Origin of the sequence: Phyllobacterium myrsinacearum (assembly GCF_002980555.1) — a bacterium.
GTDB classification, from domain to species: Bacteria; Pseudomonadota; Alphaproteobacteria; order Rhizobiales; family Rhizobiaceae; genus Phyllobacterium; species Phyllobacterium myrsinacearum.
Map to the genome: position 1 here is coordinate 365565 of NZ_PVBT01000002.1, position 21434 is coordinate 386998.

Sequence of the window (21434 nt, forward strand, 5' to 3'; positions counted from 1 at the left end):
CCGGTTACTTGAACCGGCGTCTCGCGGGCCGGGCTCCTGTTCCATACCACTCGGCGGAACGAATGCCACCCTTGCTCTTGAATCGGGTTTTCGCCGTTGTGCGATGACCCTCCGGCGCCGGGTGAGACCGGTGGGCGCGTATCGGCGCTGATTCCGGCTGTTTGGCGGGTTCATCCGGTTGCGTGGCTGTCGTTTTTCTCCGTCCACCGGCAAAATGCAGCAGGATCACAACCCTATCGCGCAAAGCGCTCCAGAAGGCTGAGGAAAGGAGCGGAATCAGCACGAGGCCAAGCAGCAGCGACAGGGCGAAATATTCAACGGAGAGCAGCTGAATCTGAAAGCGCATGATCAATCGACCGTCGTTGATGCGGGGCCAGGAACGTTTGGTTCAACCTGCGGTGCAAGCCAAATTCGGTTTGGTCTGAGCATAGCTGTATCTTCCGGTTATCACGCTTTCGTGAAGCGCTGCACCAGAAAGTAACCACGTTCCATTTTTTGTGCATCGGGCGAAGGTCAGGCCCGCATATACGACCAAAGTCGTAGACGTTTGATCTCATCCGCCACCCGCCAAGCGCGGAACGCGCATGGCGGGTGGCGTCGTGCGATGGTATCAGGCGCCGCCGAGACCCAGAGCAGCGCGCAGTTCTGCCTTTGCAGGCTCATATTCGGCCTTGAAGTCGTCATGCTTCATGATTGTCGCGGCAATAACGCTGCCGGAAATGCGGCCCATTTCCACGTCGGAACGGTAGTGAATGCCGCCGACGATGCGGTTATTGCCGTATTCCCAGGCACGGGCCATGATTTCCGCTTTCTTTTCCGGGACCATGTTGGACAGAACAATGCCCATCAGCGTGCCAACGGTTGTGTGACCGGACGGCCAGGCACCGGAATTGGAAGGCTTGACGGCAGGCTTGACGAGTTCGCTCAGCTGATGCGGGCGCGGGCGCTTGAAGACGTCCTTTGCCGGATCAACGACAGCGCCTTCGGTCTCAACGACGCGGTCGAAAAAGGCAGCAAGCTTCGGCAGTTTGTCCTTGTTGAAATCCGGACCGAGCACATCGGCGAAACGCCAGACGTTTTCCTCGGCATCGGCCTGGGCGCGGGCAACCATTTCCGGTGTCCGGGTCACTTGCAAGGTAAGAACTTCGCCGATTTCTGCCTTGGTCTGCGCCGAGTCATTGGCCGGAGGCGGAGGCAAAATGGTCAGGAGGTCGATTTCCTTACTATCGCTGAAAGGCTTGACCTCGCCGGCATAGGCGGCGGTAAGGCCAACAAAAGCAAACGCTGTCAGCAGACTGAGCAATCTACGCATAAAATAGTCCTCGTTAGGGTGATGATCGCCATTGGATCATGCGCCCGTTGGATGTCACGTTTGTGACACAATGGGGTCATTGAAGGCGGTCTTGCGCGGCAAAGGCTGCGGTGAAGGCGCGGTGGCAAGAAGACGCATGGTCATGCCGCGTCTTTCCGTTGTGCCGTCCGGTTGCGGACTATATTGAGGGCGGGGAGCTGCCAGATCGGACGCCATGTTTCAATCCATCCACACCATCATGCAACACCCGGCATGGCCCGGCCGGACGGCCTGGGTGTTTGCGCTCAGGACGAATGTGGCGGCTCTCATTGCCCTCACGGCAGCCTTTGCCTTGAACCTGCAGCAGCCGCAATGGGCGATGATGACCGTCTTCATCGTGTCACAGCCGATTGCCGGCATGGTCATCAGCAAAGGCCTGTTTCGTCTGGCCGGAACGCTGACCGGGGCTTTGGCGGCCATTGCCATTACGGCCGCAACCGGCGACATGCGCTGGCTGTTTGTCGCGGCGATCGCCCTGTGGGTGGCATTGTGCACCTATGCGGCCTCCATGTTGCGGAACCCGGAATCCTACGGCGCCGCTCTTGCGGGCTATACCGCCGTCATTATCGCGCTCCCGGCATTTGGCCACCCGCATCTTCTGACCGAATTTGCCTATGCGCGTTGCATGGAGATCGTGCTCGGCATTGTCTGTGCCGGTGTGGCCAGCCGCTTTTTTCAGCCGCAGCTGGCGCGAACGGCGTTGGTCGAGGGCCTGGAAAACTGCATCGCCGATCTGGCGCGCTATACCAGCGATGCGATTGCCGGGCATGATGCCGGGCACTTGAAAGCCGCGCACAGAAAGCTGATCGCGGACACGCAGGCTCTCGCCGCCATGCGAGCTCACGCACGGCTGGAAGCCCCCAGTCTTGTCACCCATGGCCGTCATTCGCGCCATACGGTGGGCCATCTCATGTCGTGCCTGTCGATTGTGAATATCCTTGTGGCGCATCGGGTTTCGTCCGACGGGACATGGAGCAACCTGCGCGACAAACTCGGGGCATTGCTTGATGACATGGCGCGCGACTTCAAGGTTGACGCCGTCGATCCCTGGCTCGGCAGACTGGACATCATTGCGGCCGAAATTGCGGAGCTGAAAGCCCGGCCCTGGGGCGATGACAGTATCGGCATGATGGCGCGTTTAACGCTTTTGGGTGAGTTTCTCGACGGACTCAAGGCAACATTGAACGGTCTTTCGGCACTGCGAAGCCGTTCGCAATATATGGCAGGCAGCCGGAAGGCGCCGGCATTGCCGGTCTACCGCGATCACAGCACGGCCCTGGTGAATGCAGTTCGCGCCGTTGCTGCAACAGCCCTCATGACCGCCTACTGGATGGAAAGCCAGCATGCGGATGCGGCGGCTGCGGCGATCATCGTTGCAGTGGTGTGCAGCCTTTTCGCGTCCATGCCCAATCCGTTGCAGACGAGCTGGGGATTTTTCAAGGGCACCTTGTACGCCGTTCCGTTTGCCTTCGTTCTCGGGCAGTTGATCCTGCCGTCTTTCCCCGGTTTGTTCTGGTTTGCCGTATTCATTGTTCCCATCCTCGTGCCGGCGGCGCTTCTCATGGCAGATCCGCGCCATGTCGGCCCGGCAACAGCTTTCGCCATCAATTTCATCGTTTTCCTCAAGCCGCATGAGGCGATGGTGTTTGAACCGCAGGTGTTCATGGAAACCTCCCTGTCGGTTCTGGTCGGCATTCTCATCGGGCTCCTCGTGTTCATCGTTGTTCTGCCGAAGCGGCCGCAGGTGACGGTGAACCGGATGATGGGCGCGCTGCGAACGGATATCGTCCGGCTCTGTCTGCGTGACCGGGTTCCAAGCCCGTCCGCATTCAACAGCCTTGCCTATGACCGTATCAACCAGCTGATGCCGATCCTCAGGACCATGCGGGAGGCGGGGGAGGCGCTGCTGGACGATGCCCTGTCGTCGGTCACGCTGGGCGCGGAAATCATCCGGTTGCGGCGGCTCCTGTTGTGGGGGCGTCTCGAGCACGACATTGCCGATCGTATTTCGGAAAATCTCGCGCTATTGGCAAGAATGATAAGCCTGCAGACGCAGGATACCGGAGCGGTCGCAAGCTATATCGCGTCTGCCCGGTCGGTGGCCGCGGATATCCCGGCAGTGCCAACGCGGCCCCTGGTGTTGCAGGCGGCAGCCTCGCTGCGGCTGATCGCCGTCATGATCGAGGACCATCCCTCTCTGGTTCTTGGCGCACGCGTCCGGCCGGGCCGGGATAAAAAGGGCGCCTTCCGCTTCGGCATTCTCTGATTTCCGGATAGATGAACGCCGTTTTCCATCTGGGGGAATAGCTTCACTTTCACTATTCCCCTATCATGATTTCAATGGCTTATGATTCTGCAAACTATTCCCTGAAAGACCTGCTTCGCCCCGTTGTCGCGGCCGAAGATGCGCTTGCACGGCTGGATGAACGGGTGGCGCGCAAGGGTGATTTCGGCGAGCTGGGCAGCCGCCAGTCGAAAGATGGGTTGTTGCGTGAAAACGAAGGCTGGATTGCCCGGTCGCATTTCATGGAAGCGTGCAACGCGCTGTGGCTGGCGGGTGAACTCGTGCATGTGGAGGATCTTGTCCTGCATGATGCCCGCATGGATATCAGGACGCCGACCCATGAACTGACGCGGGCGCATGCGATTCTGCGAACCCGGCGCCAGATTGCCTCCAGTGCGGCGCAATGGGCGTTGAGCCCGAAGGGCATTGCCAGCCTGCGCGGTCGTTGGGGCAGCGACGCGCTTCTTGCGCCGATTGTCAGTGAACCGGTGCGGCGGCTTGATGTTGAGGCTGCCCCCGAGCCGGGATCAGAGGCGGAAAGCGCTTTCGAGGAAGAACTGGCGAAGCTGGATGCGCTGCTGGATCGCTCGGAACGCCTGCTGAAGCAGCCCAAGCCAACCCGCGATAATCCGCCAGCCAGGGTGGAAACAACCTCTCCGGGGCATCTGACGCCGGATGGCGATTCGCTGGTTTACGATCCGGACTGGGATGAAGACGGCAGGATGGAGGAATGGTTCGCGGTCATGGATCGCACCCGCGATCTGCCGCCCATGCTGGCCGCGGCACTGCTCTGGGATGCGTGGGAGGAAATTGAGCCATTGCAGCACCAGCACTGGCTTGGTCCGATGCTGGTCGCCTCCATGTTGCGTGAACGGTTGAAGACACGGGCGCATCTGGCTGTTTTTAATGCGGGGCTGCGCGCGATACCGCGCGATCGCCGCCGGGCCCGTGACCGCAATGCGCGACTCACGGCCTTTCTCGAGGCGGCGCAATCATCGGCCATTGCCAGTCTGAAAGAGATCGACCGGTTGAGCCTCGCCCGTGTCCAGATGGAGCGCAAACTGAAAGACCGGCGCTCGACATCCAGTCTGCCCGGCATGATCGATCTCATTCTGTCACGGCCGATGGTTTCAACGGCACTGATTGCCAAGGAGCTGAAAGTGACGCCGCGCGGCGCGCTCAATCTCATTGGCGAATTGGGTGTGCGGGAGATGACCGGGCGCGGCCGCTACCGTGCCTGGGGTATCGTTTGACGACCTCTCAAAGGTGCCGGCAGGTTTGCCATCGCGCTGGCCGAAATTTTTGCATTAATACTTGACTCAATTATTCATCTTTTAATATGGTCCCGGCGGCCCCGCATGGTCATCCCCAATGGATCGACGGCGGAAGCGTAATGCCAGGAGAATATCCATGTCTGCCATGCCGACCGTTCTGAGCAGCTTTGCTGCGGTTAAACTCCAGGCGCCGCAGGACATGCTGGACAAACTCTGCAACGTCTTTTCCGAGCACGCGCGTGTCGAGAGGGATGAAGCCGAGGGGCGCATCGAGACGCCCTATGGCAAGGCGCATCTGACAATTGCCGGCGATGTCCTGTCGCTCGATGTCGAGGCCGGTGACGAAACATCATTGGCTTATGTGCGCATGGTGCTGGCCGACAGCCTTCTCGGCTTTGCGGGCAATGAAAAGCCGCAGCTGTCATGGGTAGGCGATGGCCTGGACAGCACCGAACTGCCTTACTTCCGCGAAATGCGGGTGGTGAGTGCCTGCGATCTCACACCCCATATGCGGCGCATCCGTTTGCGCGGCGCCAATCTTGCCCGGTTTGCGATTGGCGGCCTGCATGTCCGGCTGCTGTTCGCGCCGGAAGGCCGCAAGTCGGTTTGGCCGACCATGGGGCGCGATGGCCGTCCGGTCTGGCCGGAGGGGGACGATGCGCTGACCGCCCGCGTCTATACCATCCGCACCATCGACATTGAGCGCGGCGAAGTCGACATCGACATGGTTGTTCATCCCGGCAACGATACGCCGGGATCGACATGGGCCTTGAATGCCAAGCCGGGCGGCATTGTCGGAATGACAGGCCCCGGCGGCGGCAGCGTGGAAGATGCGCGGCGGTATCTCCTGGTCGGCGACGAAACGGCCTTGCCTGCGATCGGCCGGATTCTGGAAACGCTGCCCGCGGAAGCCCAGGCGACCGTCATTCTTGAGATCGACAGCCCCGCGGACAGGCAACCCCTGCATTCCGCAGCGGCACTCGATGTGCGCTGGATCTACCGCGACGGCGCACCAGCCGGAACGACCGGCCGGCTCGCCGGAATCGTTGAAGGCCTCGATTCCTCCGTCATTTCCCCCGACACATTTGTCTGGGCCGGTTGTGAATTCACTGATTTCAAGCAAATCCGGGCGCATCTGCGCAAGGAGCGAAAACACGAGCGCTCCAAACATCTCGTTGTGGCCTACTGGCGGCGCGGTTTTGACGGCGACAATGCCAGACGGGACGATTGAAGCCCCCGAAAAGCCCCCCAAATACCATTGTCTTAAAACTCGGGGTTGCAGAAGTTAATAGTTGAATATTATATTCAACAATATTAAAGCCGCTCCACCAGATCAATCGCCACGCATCGGACCCGCTGAGAGCCGGCAGAGTTTTCCGGCCCGATGGCTGAGTTGGCGGAAGAAGCGAAAGATAAGACTCATGCGCAAAAGCACAGGTGGATTTCCAGTGAAGCGGAATGTTTCAGGGTGTGTCAGGGCAGGGGCGATCGTCCTTCCGCTCCTGTTGTTGCTGGCTGCTCCAGTGATGGCGCAAGAAGGCGCGCCGCAGGCGGCGCAGCCTCAGGCCATCCAGCAAAGCCCGGTTGAAACCGCCCCGGCGCCTCAAGCGGCGCCTGCGTCCGTTCCCCAGGCCGCTCCGGCGCCATCTGCACCGGCTGTTGTCACCAAGGCAACCCTCCCGCACAACTTGTCTCCCTGGGGCATGTTCATGGCGGCGGACTGGGTGGTGAAGGGGGTGATGATCGGGCTGGCCTTTGCCTCGCTCGTGACCTGGACCGTCTGGCTGGCCAAGACGCTGGAACTGGCCGGGGCTAGGGTTCGCGCCTACCGCGCCCTCAACGCCATCGGCAATGCGCGCACCCTGCGTGATGCCGAACAGGCGCTTGAAGGCCGCGGCGGACCGGGAGCCCAACTGGTCAATGCCGCACGCGAGGAAGTGCGCCTGTCGCAGGAAGCGCAGAGTTATGCGGGTGCCGATGGCTTGAAGGAGCGCGTTTCCTCCCGCCTGTCGCGCATCGAGGCGCAGGCGGGCCGCCGCATGAGCCGGGGCACGGGCGTGCTTGCGACCATCGGCTCAACGGCACCCTTCGTCGGCCTGTTCGGCACGGTATGGGGGATCATGAATTCGTTCATCGGCATTTCGGAGTCGCAGACGACCAATCTTGCCATTGTCGCGCCGGGTATCGCCGAAGCCTTGCTTGCCACAGCCATCGGTCTTGTCGCCGCGATCCCCGCCGTCGTCATCTACAACGTATTTGCCCGGTCCATCACCGGCTATCGCCAGTTGCTGGCAGACGCCTCGGCGGGTGTTGAGCGGCTTGTCAGCCGCGACGTGGATTTCGCCCTGATGCCGCCGGTGCATCAGCCCCGCGCCGCAGCGGCAGAATAAGGGTACGGGATCATGGCCGGCGGTATCAGACACAACGTTTCCGACGACGAATTGCAGGAAAACCACGAAATCAACGTGACGCCGTTCATCGACGTCATGCTGGTTCTCCTGATCATCTTCATGGTGGCTGCGCCGCTGGCAACAGTCGATATCAATGTCGACCTGCCGGCGTCGACGGCGGCGCCCGCCACGCGGCCAGACCAGCCGCTCTATCTCACGCTGAAGGAAGATCATACGATCGCCATCGTCAATGACACGGTGACGAAGGAAACGCTGGGTGCCTTCCTTGACCGGAAGACGCAGGGCGACAAGGAAACGCGCGTGTTCCTGCGTGCCGACCGGGCCGTGGACTACGGCGCGCTGATGGACTTGATGAACACGCTGCGTGACAATGGCTATCTCAAGATCGCGCTGGTCGGGCTTGAGAGTGCCCCGTCGGTGCCCGCTGGAACTGCGCAGTGATGTCCGGCGAGCCGATAGCACGCGGGGCGGGACGGTTTCACCTGAACTGGCGTGAAATAGGCTTATGGTCCGCCGCCGGGATTGTCGTGGCCGGCCTGCATGCAGGGGCGGGGTGGTATGGATATCGTTACCAGCCGGAGGCGGAAGCGGGGGATATTGCCGCGGCCGTGATGATCGATATGGAGCCGCTGCCGGCTCCCGTCATCCCGGAAGCCGTTGCCGAACTGCCGCCGGTGGAGCCGGAGAAGATCACGCCGGAGCCTGTCCAGCAGGAAGCCAAGGCGCCCGAGGTGCAGCCGGAAAAACCGGTCGAACCCGAACCTGAGCCGCAGCCCGTCGAACAGCCCGTTCCTGAAGAGCCGGTGGTCCCGGAGGAACCGCAGCCGGAAAAAACGGTTGAATTGCCGAAGGCAGACGTACCTTTGCCCATTGTCCGTCCCGAACAGAAAAAGCCGGATGTTCCCAAAAAGGACGTGCCGAAGAAGATCGTGCGCAAACCGGTCAAGACACCCGTCACGGAAGCGAAGAGCGATACCGTTGTGGAAGCCAGGCAGCAGCCAAGCGTGTCACGGGCTGACGCGCAACGAGCTACCGAAAAATGGGGTGACAAGGTACGCAACCATATAGCGCGTTATGTGCGTCGGGCCAGCGTAAATGCGCGGGGCAGGACAATCAGTGTAAGCATCATCGTCGGTCGTAGCGGCGAGATTCTTTCGGCGCGGCTGGTCAACGGATCCGGCTCCGCCGATAGTGACCAGCGTGTTCTGGAGGCGGTGCGCAATTCGTCGCCGACGCCGTCAGCCCCAGCCGAATTCATGGCTTCAAGGCAACCTTTCACAATACCGGTCCTGATTCAGTGACTGGACTGCCCAGCGGTACTTACCCGGTGAACCCTATCTGATGGATGAGCCGGCACAGTGCAGCAATTTCCTTGGATGCCTTCTCCCGGACAATGCGAAGTAGTTTTTCATCTGCAGTGACAAACAGGCATTGCCGTTGTTTTGCGAGCGCGAGATAAATGCAGTCATAGGCGGGATGGCCAAGCAGAACGGCCAGCCTTGTCGCCTCTTCCAAAAGCCCGCGCATGCCGATCAGTTCAATGTCCGCCTGTTGCAGCAGCCGGCTGGCCAATTGGGCCTCTTCCAGCGTCAGCTCGTTTCGCTGCACTTTCTTCCACAGAATGTTGGCGCATTCAGCGACAATGAGGTCAGGCGCCGCGAAATAATAGCGGCCGCGTAGTCTCAGCGCCTGTTCTGTCCCTTCCTCTTCAATGACCCATTTGATGGCGATGCTGGCATCGATAATCAGGGTTTCCATCAGCGCTCGTCGCGTCCTTCACGGAGCAGTTCTTCTGAAGGCGTCTGCTTCCGGTTCATTGTCAGTTTGCGCAACTGGGCAGCAAGATCATCAAAGGAAGGCTCAATCTCGGTCGCCAAAGCCTGACGCAAGATTTCGCGATGTTCCGCTTCTGCCGAGCGGCCATGCCGCGCCGCACGCAGCTTGAGCTTCGTAATCAGGTCATCATCGAGATTTCTGACGTGCAAGTTTCCGGCCATGGGTACCTCCATTGATCTCAATGATAGCAAAGAGATCATGCGAGTTCAACTGGCCCTGCTTTTAAGCGCCGGCAATCATTTCCGCCGCCTTCTCCGCAATCATGATCGTGGGCGCATTGGTATTACCCGATGTGATGGTTGGCATGACGGATGCGTCGGCAATGCGCAATCCCTTTATACCCCGCACGCGCAGCTGCGGATCGACCACCGATTCCTGATCGGCGCCCATGCGGCAGGTGCCGACGGGATGAAAGATCGTCGTGCCGATGGCGCCTGCGGCCTCGACCAGTTCCGCTTCGCTCTGATAGTGCGGTCCCGGCTTGAATTCTTCCGGCCTGTAGCGCTGCAGCGGTTTTTGCGCCACGATGTTGCGGGTGATGCGGATGGAATCCGCTGCAACACGGCGGTCGCTGTCCGTCGTCAGGTAGTTCGGCCGGATGGCTGGATGCGCGCGGTAATCCGGTGATTTGATGTGAACGGAACCGCGGCTTTCCGGCCGCAGATTGCAGACACTGGCGGTAAAGGCGGGGAAGGGGTGGACGTTTTCACCGAACTTTTCCAGAGACAGCGGCTGCACGTGATATTGCAGGTTCGCCGTCGCAAAAGACGGATCGGACCGGGTGAACACCCCCAGCTGACTTGGAGCCATCGACATCGGGCCGGACTGGTTGACGAGATATTCCAGGGCAATCGATGCCTTGCCCAAAAGGCGGTTGGCCTTTTCGTTGAGTGTCGCAATGCCAGTCACCTTATAGGCGCAGCGCAGTTGCAGATGATCCTGCAGGTTTTCGCCAATGGCCCGCCGTTCAAGAACAGGCGCAATCCCGGCCTTCTGCAGGACATCGCCGCGCCCGATGCCGGAGAGTTCAAGAATTTGCGGCGAGCCGACAGCGCCTGCCGCAAGGATCACCTCGCGGTGGCAGCTGACCGTGCGGATGGTTCCCGCCTGTTCAATCTCCACGCCCACGGCTGTCAGATTGTCGATAACGAGCTTGCGGACATGGGCACCCGTCTCGACCGTCAGGTTCGCCCGCTTCATCGCCGGGCGAAGAAACGCCTTTGCCGTGTTCCAGCGGATGCCGCGTTTCTGGTTGACCTTGAAATAGGAGCTGCCTTCATTGTCGCCGCGATTGAAATCGTCGGTGCGCGGGATTCCCGCCGCTTCGGCAGCATCCCTGAACGCATCGAGAATATCCCAGTGCAGACGCGCTTCCTCCACGCGCCATTCGCCGCCCGACCCGTGAAACTCATCGCTGCCGAGATAGTAATCTTCCGACTTGCGGAAATAGGGCAGGACGTCGTCCCAGCCCCATCCGGCACAACCGTCCTGCCGCCACAGATCGTAGTCGCGCGCCTGCCCGCGCATATAGATCATGCCGTTGATCGACGAGCAGCCCCCAAGCACCTTGCCGCGCGGGTAGTTGAGAACGCGCCCGTTGAGGCCGGGTTCAGCCTCCGTCGAAAAGCACCAGTCCGTCCGCGGATTGGAGATGCAGTAGAGATAGCCCACCGGAATATGGATCCAGGGATAGTTGTCCTTGCCGCCGGCCTCAAGCAGGAGAACGGACACGTTCCGGTCCTCCGACAGCCTGTTGGCAAGGGTGCAGCCTGCCGTGCCTGCGCCGACGATGATGTAGTCATAGCTGGCTGTCATGTCAGTGCCCGGAGCTGCTTTCGAGTTTCTTGCCGAACCGCGAGGCGTAGAGCTCACCGATAATGCCGCGGCGGAAGACGAGGACGCAGACCATGAAAATGATGCCGGTGATCACCGTGACCGGAAATTCCGACGTGGCGAGATAGTTTTCCAGCGCCGTGATGAATCCCGCTCCGACGATCGGGCCGACCAGTGTGCCGATACCGCCAAGTAGGGTCATGAGCACGACCTCGCCGGACATCTGCCAGCTGACATCCGTCAGCGTCGCAAACTGAAAGACAATCGCCTTCAAACCGCCGGCAAGGCCGGTGAGGGCGGCTGACATGACGAAGGCGGCAAGCTTGTAGCGGGCAACGGAATAGCCGAGCGAAATGGCGCGGTTTTCGTTTTCGCGGACGGATTTGAGGATCATGCCGAAGGGCGAATTGATGATGCGCCAGATGATGAAGACACCAATGAGGAACACCGCCAGCACGAAGAAATACATGTTGAGCGGATCGTTCAGATCGATGAAGCCGAGGAGCTTGCCGCGTGGCACACCCTGAATGCCGTCCTCGCCCTTGGTGAAGGAGGCCTGCAGGCAGAAGAAGAAGAACATCTGCGACAGGGCAAGGGTGATCATCGTCGAATAGATACCCTGACGCCGGATGGCAAAGAAACCGATGATCAGCCCGAGGATGGTTGCGCCGAAGACGCCGAGCAGAATGCCAAGCTCCGGCGGAAAGCCCCATTCCTTGACGGAATGGGCGGTAAAATAGGCGGCTCCGCCAAAGAATGCCGCATGGCCGAAAGAGAGTATGCCGGTATAGCCGAGAAGCAGATTGAAGGCGCAGGCGAACAGCCCGAAACACAGCACCTTCATCAAGAAGACCGGGTAGAAATGGAAGGGTGCAAGAATGAGCGCGGCGACGCCGATAAGGATCAGCAGCATTTCAAGATTGAGAAATTTGCTTTTCCGGCCTGGGGAAACCGTTGTATCGGTCATGTCAGACCTCCTTTCCGAACAGGCCTGCCGGACGGACAAGCAGAACGATCGCCATGATGACGAAGATCACGATATTGGAGGCCTCGGGGTAGAATACCTTGGTCAGGCCCTCGAAAATACCGAGCATGTAGCCGGTGAGGATGGCGCCGAGAATGGACCCCATGCCGCCGACAACGACGACGGCGAACACGACGATGATCAGGTTCGATCCCATCAGTGGACTGACCTGATAGATGGGGGCGGCCATGATACCCGCAAGCCCGGCAAGCGCGGCACCAAGGCCATAGGTAAAGGTCAGCAAGATCGGTACGTTGATGCCGAAGGCCCTGACAAGCGTCGGATTTTCCGTCGCGGCGCGCAGATAGGAGCCCAGCCGGGTTTTCTCGATCAGAAGCCAGGTGGCAAGACAGATGGCAAGCGATGCCAGCACCACCCAGGCGCGGTATTTCGGCAGGATCATGAAGCCGAGATTGTAGCTGCCGGTGAGAGCGGCGGGCACTGCATAGGGTTGTCCCGCCGCACCGTAGTAGTAGCGGAAGGTCCCTTCGATTACCAGCGCAAGCCCGAAGGTGAAGAGCAGGCCATAGAGATGATCGAGATTGTAAAGGCGCGAGAGTGCGACGCGTTCAACAATCGCACCGGCGACGCCGACGATGACGGGCGCAAGGATCAAGGCGGGCCAATAGCCGATGCCGAGCTGGGCAAGCAGGAGATAGCCGATAAAGGCACCCAGCATATATTGCGCCCCATGGGCGAAATTGATCACGCGCAGCAGGCCGAAAATGATGGCCAGGCCAAGGCTGAGCATGGCGTAGAAGGAACCGTTGATGAGGCCGATCAGCAATTGCCCGAGGAAGGCCTGCAGGGGAACGCCGAAAATCATGGTCATGGGTCAGACTCCCAGCGCTTCATTGAGCATGGACATACGCTCCGGCAGGTCCCGGACGTGGAAATTGTCGATGATCTTGCCGTGATCCACCACATAGAAGCGGTCGGCGACCTTGCTGGCGAAACGGAAATTCTGCTCGACCAGCAGAATGGTCATGCCGCGCTGCTTCAGTGTCACCAGCACTTCGCCGATGCGTTGGACGATGACCGGGGCAAGGCCTTCGGTCGGCTCGTCAAGCAGCAGCAGTTTGACCCCGGTGCGCAGGATACGGGCAATGGCCAGCATCTGCTGCTCGCCGCCGGAAAGTTTGGTTCCGGGGCTGTTGCGCCTCTCCTTCAGATTGGGAAAGAGATCGTAAATCTCCGCTATCGACATGCCGCCCCTGGCAACGATGGGTGGCAGGTTGAGATTTTCATCGACGGAGAGTGTCGCGAAGATGCCGCGCTCTTCCGGCACGAAACCGATGCCGGCATGGGCCGTGCGGTGGAGCGGCACGCGCATCATATCCCTGCCGTCAAAGACGATGCTGCCGGTGCGCTTGCGGATGATACCCATGATGGAGCGCAGGGTCGTGGTCTTGCCAACGCCGTTGCGGCCAAGCAGGGTGACGGTTTCACCCTCATGAATATCGAGATTGACGCCATGCAGCGCGTGGCCTTCGCCATACCAGGCATGAAGATCGCGCACGGCGAGGAGGGGCTTCGGATCACTCATGTTCGGTCCCCATATAGGCAACACGCACCCGTTCATCCTGGCTGACCGTCTGGTAATCGCCGGAGATGAGAATTTCGCCGCGCTGCAGGACGGTAACCTGGTCGCAAAGGTCGGCAACGACCTTCAGATTGTGTTCGACCATCAGGATTGCCCGGTCGCGGGCCACCTCGCGAATGATCTCGGCAACGATATGCACGTCTTCGTGGCCCATGCCCGCCATGGGTTCATCCAGAAGCAGGACCTTGGGATCGAGCGCCAGCGTCGTGGCAATCTCCAGCACGCGCTTGCGGCCATAGGAGAGATCAGCGGCCAGTTTGTTGTGGGCGTCATGCAATCCAACGGCGGTAATCAGTTCCATGGCCCGGTCATTCAGCCGGTTGAGCGCGCTGGTCGGCAGCCAGAATTGCGTCGACAGCCCGGCGGGGCGTTGCAGGGCCACGCGCACATTGTCGAGAACGGTGAGATGCGGAAAAACCGCGGAAATCTGGAACGAGCGAACCAGCCCCATACGGGCGACTTTCGCCGGATCGATTCTGGTGATGTCCTGATCGAGCAGGGTGATCGTGCCGCTCGATGGCTGAAGAAACTTGGTCAGGAGATTGAAAACCGTGGTTTTTCCCGCGCCGTTGGGGCCGATCAATGCGTGGACTTTGGCGTGATGGATATCCAGATCCACATTATTGACGGCGATGAAGCCGCCAAAATCCCGGCGCAGACCGCGGGCGGAGAGAACCACCCGGGATTCGGCGTTGCCGGCACTGCCGGGGGAGGCATGACCTCCCCCGAATGCCGTACTGCTCAAGGAAGCTGTCATCCGGACTACTTGGCCAGATCGCAGCCGCTTTCGGCTGGCTTCATATAGGCTTCATCGCCCGGAACGGTGGCCAGAACCTTGTAATAGTCCCATGGTTCCTTGCTTTCCGATGGCTTCTTGACTTCCATCAGATAGACATCGCTGATCAGGCGGCCATTGGCACCGACCTTGGCGCCGCGCCCGAAGACGTCATCGACGGGCATTTCATGCATGGCAGCGGCAACTTTTTCGGTATCGTCGGTGCCAGCCTTCTGAATGGCTTTCAGATACTGCAGCACACCGGAATAGGTCGCGGCCTGGATCATGTTGGGCATGCGGCCGGTGCGCTTGAAGAATTTGCGGCCGAATTCGCGGGACTGGTCGTCGCGATCCCAGTAGAAGCTTTCCGTCAGGGTCAGGCCCTGGGCGGCTTCAAGGCCGAGGCCGTGCACTTCCGCCAGGGTGAAGAGCAGGGCCGCCAGACGCTGGCCGCCCGATACGATGCCAAATTCCGCCGCCTGCTTGATGGCATTGGCCGTGTCGAGGCCCGCATTGGCCAGACCGATCACCTTGGCGCCGGACGACTGCGCCTGCAAGAGGAAGGAGGAATAGTCGGCTGTTGCCAGCGGATGCCGCACGGAGCCGACCACTTTACCGCCCTTCGACGTTACATATTTGGTTGTCTGTTCTTCCAGGGAGTAGCCGAAGGCATAGTCGGCGGTCAGGAAGAACCACGTGTCGCCGCCCTGCTTGACCAGCGCGCCGCCGGTGCCGACGGCGAGAGCGTGGGTGTCATAGGCCCAATGGAAGCCGTAGGGCGAGCATTGTTTGCCGGTCAGTTCGGCCGTGGCCGCGCCGGTGACGAGATCGATCTTCTTCTTTTCCTTGGAGATACCCTGCACGGCAAGCGCGACGGACGACGTGGTCAATTCCATGATCGCATCGACCTGCTCCGTATCATACCACTGGCGGGCGATATTGGAGGCAATGTCCGGCTTGTTCTGATGGTCGGCGGTGATGACCTCGATGGGTGCATCGAGAACCTTGCCGCCAAAATCTTCGGCGGCCATCTTCGCCGCTTCGAACGACCACTTTCCGCCGAAATCCGCATAGACACCCGATTGATCGTTCAGGATGCCGATCTTGACCTTGCCGTCGGAAATGCCTGCGCTTGCGGCAGGCATAACGGTTGCAGCCATGAGGGCAGCGGTTGCAATTGCCAGTAATTTCATTCTGTTCTCCTCCCAAGGAAATGCCGCTCACAGGATCATCGCATGATGGACCGTCGCGGACTTGATCGTCTCGGCTGAAAATGACCCAAAGCCATGACGCAGAGATGTCTGCGCCCAATCGGTTCGGTTTCCTCCTCAATCCGGTCAGCCATTCCTCTCTGCCGGATAATTCTTGCCCCTATGATTGTCCCGTTTCTTGTTGCAGGCAACCACTCGTTGAAAAAACTGTAGCATTGACAAATAAGTACACAAACACCTATTTTCGCACATAATAAGTACAAATATGTACATATGGGGTGCGGCTTGCGGCAATATACATGGGACGATCTGCAATATTTCCTGGCGGTGGCACGCACCGGTCAGCTGACCACGGCGGCGCGCCGTCTGCGCACCAATCATGTCACGGTCTCCCGGCGGATCGACCGGCTGGAAGAGGCGCTTTCGGCGCGTCTTTTCGAGCGCAATCCGCGCGGATACATCCTGACCGCACTCGGCGAGAAACTGATTGAATCGGCTGAAATCATGGAACGCGAAGCCGAGCGCTTTCAGAATGAAGCTTCCGGCGGAACAGTCTCGCTCAGCGGTGTCGTGCGCCTCAGCATCCTGGAGGGGATAGCCAATTTCTTTCTGGCAAACCGCCTGCCTGTCATGGCGCAGTCCTATCCCAGCCTTTCCGTGGAAATGGTGACGATCCAGCAGATTGTCTCGCTGTCGCGCCGCGAGGCGGATTTGTCGATCACGCTGAATCCGACGCGCACGGGCCCTTATCATCAGCAAAAACTGATGCCCTACCGCTTGTTCATCTACGGGGCGAAAGACTATCTCGCCCGGCATCCGGCGATCCGGCAGCGTTCCGATCTCTCCGGTCACCGGTTCATCGGCTATATCGAGGATATGATTTTCACGCCGGGGCTCGATTATATGCGCGAGATTCTTCCCGGTCTGCGGCCCGCCTATCAAAGCTCAAGCATTTTTGCCCAGTTGAGCGCTGCCCGCTCGGGTTTCGGGCTTTGCATCCTGCCCTACTTCATTGCCTACAATTATCCGGAACTGGTGCCGGTGCTGCCAAAGGAAATGCACCTCAATCGCGATTACTGGCTGATCTGCCATGAGGATATCGTCAACACGCCGCGCATCCGCGTGCTCAGCGATTTCATCCGCTCGGAGGTTGGCAGCCAGACGGCGATTTTCGGCGGCTATCCCCTGCTCGACTGAAAGCGGGCGGCCGACAGGCGCGGGGCGATGTTTGCCAAAGCATCCGGCAGAGATTGCTGGCGGATGAGCATGGCGGCAAACTGCGATAGCGCTGGAGCGGTCTGAATACCGTATCCCCCCTGTCCGGCCAGCCAGAAGAAGCCGTCGAGTTCCGCATCAAATCCGGCAACGGGCGTGCGGTCCGGCGCAAAAGTCCGCAGACCCGCCCAGCTGCGTTCGACGCGGTTGACTGGCGTAGTCACGGCCTGTTCATAGCGGTAGAGACCTTCGGCGAGGATCATGTCATCCACATAGGCGTCGTGCGGTTCCACCGGGATTTCGTCGCATGGGGAAACAAACAGGCGCCCGCCGTCCGGCTTGAGATACCATGTCTCATTGGCATCATCGAGCACCGGCCAGCTGCGGATGTCGTATCCCTCCGGCGCAGGCAGAACGGCGACCGAGCGGCGCATGGGCGTGAACCCAAGCGGCCTGCCGCCGAAAAGGCCGGTGATGACATCGGCCCAGGCGCCGGAAGCGTTGACGACTGTGGGGGCACGGAATGTCTGGCCGGGTGTCTCGACGAGCCAAAAGCCGTTCACCCGTGTCGCGCCGGTAACCTCGCACGACGTGCGAAGGTCCGCACCAAGGCCTGTCGCCTTGCGCAGCCAGCCCTGATGCAGGGCATTGACGTCGATGTCCTGTGCCTCGGCCTGATAGCAGGCGGCCTTCATATGATCGCGGTTGAGGATCGGTATCATCTTCACAGCCTGATCGGCGCTGATCTCTTCGACATTGACGCCATTCCGGATCAGGTCTTCGCAGTGTGCGACGCCAGTCTCGTCGGCAATGGTGAGGGCGCCACGGGGTGTCAGCAGCGGTTCGGGAAACAGCTTTACATCGCGCTGCATGAACATGGGCGCGCTGAAATGATTGAGCGCGCGAATGACATCATTGCCGTAGTTGGGGAGGAATATGGCAACCGAGCGGCCCGTCGAATGGTAGGCCGGCTGGCTCTCCCGTTCGAGTATGATCACCTTGTGCGTATCGGCAAGTTCAGCGGCAAGTCCGACACCGGCAATGCCGGCGCCGATGATGAGAATGTCGGTATCGGTGATGTCGGTCATATCCGCGTGAGGTCTTTCAGATAGGGATTGCCGTCAATGGACGCTGCAAAGGCGTGCCGGTCGATGTCGGCAAAAAACAGCTGTTCATTGGCGTCCGTGCAGGCAGCGATCAGGCTGCCATCCGGCGCGGCTATACGGGAGAGGCCCGCAAAGGTAAAGCGCTCATCGCTGCCCGCGTGATTGACGTAAGCAACGAATATCTGGTTTTCGAAAGCCCGCACCTGAATCATGTGCGCGGCGATGAAGTCTCCGGATGGGCCTGCGGGAAGCGCCGTCGGCACAAGGATCATCTGCGCCCCGGCCTGCGCCAGGCGGCGGACGTTCTCAGGGAACTCAACATCGTAGCAGATCAGCATGCCCAGCTTCAGCCCGGCAAGCTGGACGATACAGCTGGCCGGTTTTGCCGGCGTGAACAACGCCCGTTCATAGTCGCCATAGAGATGTGATTTTCTGTAAATGGCAGGCCGGGTATCACCGCAGACGAGGGCCGCACTGTTGTAGACATGATCGCCGTCGCGTTCGGCAAAACCCGCGACGATGGCTATGGCATTGGCCTTGGATATGGACCGCAGCTGGTCGATCTGGCTGCCATTGGCCGGCTCCGCCAGGGCTGTGATCGCCTCACCGGCGCCGTAACCGGTCAGGGCGAGTTCAGGCGCGACCAGTAGGTCGGCACCGGCTTTGGCGGCAGCTTTTGCGGCGTGCCCGATGCGTGCCAGATTGGCACCCGCATCGCCGCAAACGGGCTGCATTTGAAACGCTGCCATCCGCATCATTTGTCATCCGTGGCCATGGCGCCGAGCAGTTTTGGCAGATCGCCGAATTTTGCAACCAGCGAGAAGATTATGGCGGCGGTGGCGACGAAGAGAATGGTCACCGACGCCATGGTCGGCGTATAGCCATAGCGCAGCGCATTGAAAATCTTGATGGGGAGCGTTTCCAGCGTAAAGCCGACGGTCATGTAGGCAACGATATATTCGTTGAGTGACAGCACGAAAGCGAAGGCGTAGCCGGAAACCAGATAGGGCAGGATCAGCGGCAGGATGACCGTGCGGAAAATGGTGCGGTCACTCGCGCCCATGGTGGCCGCCGCTTCGACGAAGGAGCGGTCGATGGATGAAAACCCGAGCGACAGCGTCACCAGCGGCAGGGTGACGAAGAAGATGGCATGGCCGATCACCGCGGTCCACGGCTGGCCATAGAAACCGGTGGTGGCCCAGAATGTCAGCAAGCCGAGCGCGGTTATGACCGGCGGCAGCGTGAAGGGCGCAATGCCGAGAACCTGAAAGATGTTGGCCCAGGGAGCAATGCGCCGCCACAGGAACCATGCTAGCGGCAGCGCAATCAGCACTGCCAATGCCGCTGACGTGGTGGCGAGGATGACCGAGGCAATAAGGGCACTGCGCCATTCCGGGTTGAGGAAGATTTCACCATACCAGCCCAGCGAAAAACCTTGCGGCGGAAAGGCAAGGGTCTGCTTGGCGTTGACCGACACGCCGGCAACGACGATGAGCGGAAGCGCCAGGAACAGGCCGATGGCAAAGAAGTAGAAGCGTCTGAGGGCGGTGATCATGCCTTTTCTCCCTTGCGCCCGATCAGCAATGTCAGGGCCACCAGACCCAGTGTCACAAGCACCAGGAACACGGCCATCGCCGCCGCAAACGGCATGTTGGACTGGTAGATCGCCTGATCGGTGATGAGAACGGAGAGCGTCCAGTGCTGCGGCCTGCCGAGAATCTGCGGCAGGAGGTAGGAGCCCAGCGCGAAGATGAACACCATGATCAGCGTCGCCATGATCGTGTTGCGCAGGGCTGGCACAAGCACGTTGAAGAAGGCGCGCACCGGCGACGAACCCAATGTCCGCGCCGCCTCCATCAGGGTGGGATCAAGCCGGACAAGGGCGGGGTAAAGGACAAGCACTGTATAGGGAAGCGCCTGATAGACCATGCCCGTCAGCACAGCGCCGAAGCTCGGCGACAGAGCGACGGCCTGTTTCATCAGGCCGAGCTGGACGAGGATGTTGGTGATCCCGGCCGTGCGCGAAAACAGGGTGGACCAGGCAAAGCCGATGATGACTTCCGACAGCGACAATACGGAGAGCAGGGCCACGAGCCAGATCACCTGCAACCGGCGCGGCAGCTTGGACAGGAGATAGGTGAAGGGCAGCGCAAGGACGACGCAGCAGACGGCAACGGTGACCGCCAGCATCAGCGAGAAGCCGAGAACGCCGCCGAAGAAGGCGCTGAGAAAGCGCTCGTAATTGGAGAAGACGAAGGCAGGCGTATAGAAGCCGCCCTGCTGGCGCTGGAAAAAGCTTACGGCAATCATGGTGCCGAACGGCACCACGAAAAACACGAGCAGCATGCCCGCGGGGAAAAACAATGGCCCGTAATCGGCGATGGATTGGGGAGCTTCGCGCTTCATTGCTTCAGCACCACGCAGACATCCGGGGCAAGCACGATGCCGACCTGTTGTCCGGCCGTCACCTCGGGCCGGGCGCGCGGCGTCGAGACGGCGACGATCTGCTTGCCGCCCGCTTCGACGAAGGTCTCTATGGTGCCGCCGAGATCACGCACGAAGGTCACGGTGCCGTTGATGGCGCCATTGCCCGGTGCTGTCAGATGCACATCTTCCGGCCGTACCGAAATCGTTGCTTTCTGCAGGCCTGCAGGCAGGACGAGACCGGGCACGCTGTGCCCGAAGACGGTGGCGGCGCCCGAACTGTCGGCCGTCGTCTCGATGAGATTTGTCGAGCCGATGAAGTCGGCGACAAAGGTATCGGCGGGCTTGCGGTAGATTTCGATGGGCGAGGCAGCCTGGCGGATATGGCCGCCATTCATGACCACCACCGTATCGGCCATGGTCATGGCTTCGCGCTGGTCGTGCGTCACCACGATGGTGGTGATGCCAAGCTTCTGCTGCAACTGCCGCAGTTCCACCTGCATCGCCTCGCGCAGCTTTGCATCGAGCGCCGAGAGCGGCTCGTCCAGCAGGAACAGTTTGGGTGAAAGCGCCAAGGCACGGGCGATGGCCACGCGCTGGCGCTGGCCGCCCGACAGTTTGGAAACCGGCCGGTCGCCATAGCCGGGCAGATGGATCAGGGCCAGCAGCTCATCAACGCGCTTTTTCTGGTCTTCGCGGCCTTTGCCGCGAATGCGCAGGGGATAGGCGATATTCTCACCCACGCTCAAATGCGGGAACAGGGCCAGCGACTGGAACACCATGCCCAGATTGCGCTTGTGGGTCGGAACCTTGGTGATGTCTTCGCCGTCAAGCAGGATGGTACCGCCGGTTGGATCGTCGAGCCCGGCAATCATCCGCAGGAGCGTGGTCTTGCCGCAGCCGGACGGTCCGAGCATGCACACAAACGTGCCGTGCGGCACGGAAAGCTGCACATTCTCCACAGCGGTGAATGTACCAAATTGCTTGGTTACACCGTTCAATACCAGTCCGGACATCGAGCCCTCGTTTCGTTTATCGTCGTTAAAAAGAAACCCGGTTCGCAATAGGCCGGGTTTCACATTCATAC

22 protein-coding genes are annotated in these 21434 nt (G+C 60.2%); 7 read left to right on the top strand and 15 right to left on the bottom strand.

Translation table 11 applies throughout. The features are described from left to right. Nucleotides 1-4: 4 nt before the first annotated feature. Together C5750_RS08605 and C5750_RS08610 are read right to left on the bottom strand one after the other, a co-directional pair. Nucleotides 5-346 (bottom strand): hypothetical protein, encoded by a 342-nt coding sequence (locus C5750_RS08605; RefSeq protein ID WP_146118184.1) that lies wholly within the window; start codon nucleotides 344-346, stop codon nucleotides 5-7. Nucleotides 347-610: 264 nt separating this feature from the next. Further along, nucleotides 611-1312 (bottom strand): acid phosphatase, encoded by a 702-nt coding sequence (locus tag C5750_RS08610; protein ID WP_105733456.1) that lies wholly within the window; start codon nucleotides 1310-1312, stop codon nucleotides 611-613. A 214-nt stretch (nucleotides 1313-1526) separates the two neighbouring features. Here C5750_RS08610 and C5750_RS08615 point away from each other — a divergent pair, with 214 nt between their 5' ends. From C5750_RS08615 to C5750_RS08640, 6 genes are all read left to right on the top strand, one after another. After that, a complete protein-coding gene (locus C5750_RS08615; protein ID WP_105733457.1) occupies nucleotides 1527-3617 on the top strand; it encodes an FUSC family protein in 2091 nt (696 codons plus the stop codon). A gap of 74 nt (nucleotides 3618-3691) precedes the next feature. Next, on the top strand, nucleotides 3692-4888 hold the full coding sequence (locus tag C5750_RS08620) for an RHE_PE00001 family protein (protein ID WP_105733863.1): 1197 nt from the start codon (nucleotides 3692-3694) through the stop codon (nucleotides 4886-4888). A 157-nt stretch (nucleotides 4889-5045) separates the two neighbouring features. Further along, complete coding sequence (locus C5750_RS08625; RefSeq protein WP_245421047.1) at nucleotides 5046-6140, top strand: siderophore-interacting protein; 1095 nt, start codon at nucleotides 5046-5048, stop codon at nucleotides 6138-6140. Nucleotides 6141-6357: 217 nt separating this feature from the next. After that, complete coding sequence (exbB, locus tag C5750_RS08630; RefSeq protein WP_105733865.1) at nucleotides 6358-7299, top strand: tonB-system energizer ExbB; 942 nt, start codon at nucleotides 6358-6360, stop codon at nucleotides 7297-7299. A gap of 12 nt (nucleotides 7300-7311) precedes the next feature. Next, a complete protein-coding gene (gene exbD, locus C5750_RS08635; RefSeq protein ID WP_105733458.1) occupies nucleotides 7312-7761 on the top strand; it encodes a TonB system transport protein ExbD in 450 nt (149 codons plus the stop codon). After that, nucleotides 7761-8621: a TonB family protein gene (locus C5750_RS08640; RefSeq protein WP_105733459.1), complete on the top strand. Its 861-nt coding sequence runs from the start codon at nucleotides 7761-7763 to the stop codon at nucleotides 8619-8621. Before exbD ends, C5750_RS08640 begins: the two co-directional genes overlap by 1 nt. Nucleotides 8622-8640: 19 nt before the next feature. Here C5750_RS08640 and C5750_RS08645 read toward each other — a convergent pair whose 3' ends face one another. From C5750_RS08645 to C5750_RS08680, 8 genes are all read right to left on the bottom strand, one after another. Continuing rightward, nucleotides 8641-9078, bottom strand: a complete 438-nt coding sequence (locus C5750_RS08645) for a type II toxin-antitoxin system VapC family toxin (RefSeq protein ID WP_105733460.1) — start codon at nucleotides 9076-9078, stop codon at nucleotides 8641-8643. Then, on the bottom strand, nucleotides 9078-9317 hold the full coding sequence (locus C5750_RS08650; protein ID WP_105733461.1) for a FitA-like ribbon-helix-helix domain-containing protein: 240 nt from the start codon (nucleotides 9315-9317) through the stop codon (nucleotides 9078-9080). The genes C5750_RS08645 and C5750_RS08650 overlap by 1 nt, the downstream gene beginning before the upstream one ends. A 61-nt stretch (nucleotides 9318-9378) precedes the next feature. Continuing rightward, entirely contained in the window at nucleotides 9379-10971 is a 1593-nt protein-coding gene (locus C5750_RS08655) for a GMC family oxidoreductase (protein WP_105733462.1), read from the bottom strand. A gap of 1 nt (nucleotide 10972) precedes the next feature. Beyond that, nucleotides 10973-11902: a branched-chain amino acid ABC transporter permease gene (locus tag C5750_RS08660; protein ID WP_245421075.1), complete on the bottom strand. Its 930-nt coding sequence runs from the start codon at nucleotides 11900-11902 to the stop codon at nucleotides 10973-10975. Between the two features lie 55 nt (nucleotides 11903-11957). Beyond that, a complete protein-coding gene (locus C5750_RS08665) occupies nucleotides 11958-12845 on the bottom strand; it encodes a branched-chain amino acid ABC transporter permease (RefSeq protein WP_105733464.1) in 888 nt (295 codons plus the stop codon). 3 nt (nucleotides 12846-12848) lie between these two features. Then, on the bottom strand, nucleotides 12849-13559 hold the full coding sequence (locus C5750_RS08670) for an ABC transporter ATP-binding protein (RefSeq protein WP_105733465.1): 711 nt from the start codon (nucleotides 13557-13559) through the stop codon (nucleotides 12849-12851). Next, nucleotides 13552-14295, bottom strand: a complete 744-nt coding sequence (locus tag C5750_RS08675) for an ABC transporter ATP-binding protein (RefSeq protein ID WP_245421076.1) — start codon at nucleotides 14293-14295, stop codon at nucleotides 13552-13554. The genes C5750_RS08670 and C5750_RS08675 overlap by 8 nt, the downstream gene beginning before the upstream one ends. Nucleotides 14296-14378: 83 nt before the next feature. After that, nucleotides 14379-15584: an ABC transporter substrate-binding protein gene (locus C5750_RS08680; protein WP_105733467.1), complete on the bottom strand. Its 1206-nt coding sequence runs from the start codon at nucleotides 15582-15584 to the stop codon at nucleotides 14379-14381. Between the two features lie 303 nt (nucleotides 15585-15887). Here C5750_RS08680 and C5750_RS08685 point away from each other — a divergent pair, with 303 nt between their 5' ends. Then, nucleotides 15888-16799, top strand: coding sequence for a LysR family transcriptional regulator (locus tag C5750_RS08685; RefSeq protein ID WP_105733866.1), 912 nt, complete (start codon nucleotides 15888-15890; stop codon nucleotides 16797-16799). Here C5750_RS08685 and C5750_RS08690 read toward each other — a convergent pair. Genes C5750_RS08690 through C5750_RS08710 form a run of 5 tightly spaced genes read right to left on the bottom strand, consistent with a single transcriptional unit; the run spans nucleotide 16781 to nucleotide 21363 of the window. After that, nucleotides 16781-17905, bottom strand: coding sequence for an NAD(P)/FAD-dependent oxidoreductase (locus C5750_RS08690; protein ID WP_105733468.1), 1125 nt, complete (start codon nucleotides 17903-17905; stop codon nucleotides 16781-16783). The genes C5750_RS08685 and C5750_RS08690 overlap by 19 nt on opposite strands. Further along, nucleotides 17902-18681, bottom strand: coding sequence for a carbon-nitrogen hydrolase family protein (locus tag C5750_RS08695; protein WP_105733469.1), 780 nt, complete (start codon nucleotides 18679-18681; stop codon nucleotides 17902-17904). The genes C5750_RS08690 and C5750_RS08695 overlap by 4 nt, the downstream gene beginning before the upstream one ends. After that, nucleotides 18678-19478 carry an ABC transporter permease gene (locus C5750_RS08700; RefSeq protein WP_105733470.1) on the bottom strand — a complete coding sequence of 267 codons (801 nt, stop codon included), beginning with the start codon at nucleotides 19476-19478 and terminating at the stop codon, nucleotides 18678-18680. Before C5750_RS08700 ends, C5750_RS08695 begins: the two co-directional genes overlap by 4 nt. Further along, nucleotides 19475-20329, bottom strand: a complete 855-nt coding sequence (locus tag C5750_RS08705; RefSeq protein WP_105733471.1) for an ABC transporter permease — start codon at nucleotides 20327-20329, stop codon at nucleotides 19475-19477. Before C5750_RS08705 ends, C5750_RS08700 begins: the two co-directional genes overlap by 4 nt. After that, nucleotides 20326-21363, bottom strand: a complete 1038-nt coding sequence (locus tag C5750_RS08710) for an ABC transporter ATP-binding protein (RefSeq protein ID WP_105733472.1) — start codon at nucleotides 21361-21363, stop codon at nucleotides 20326-20328. Before C5750_RS08710 ends, C5750_RS08705 begins: the two co-directional genes overlap by 4 nt. Between the last annotated feature and the right edge of the window lie 71 nt (nucleotides 21364-21434).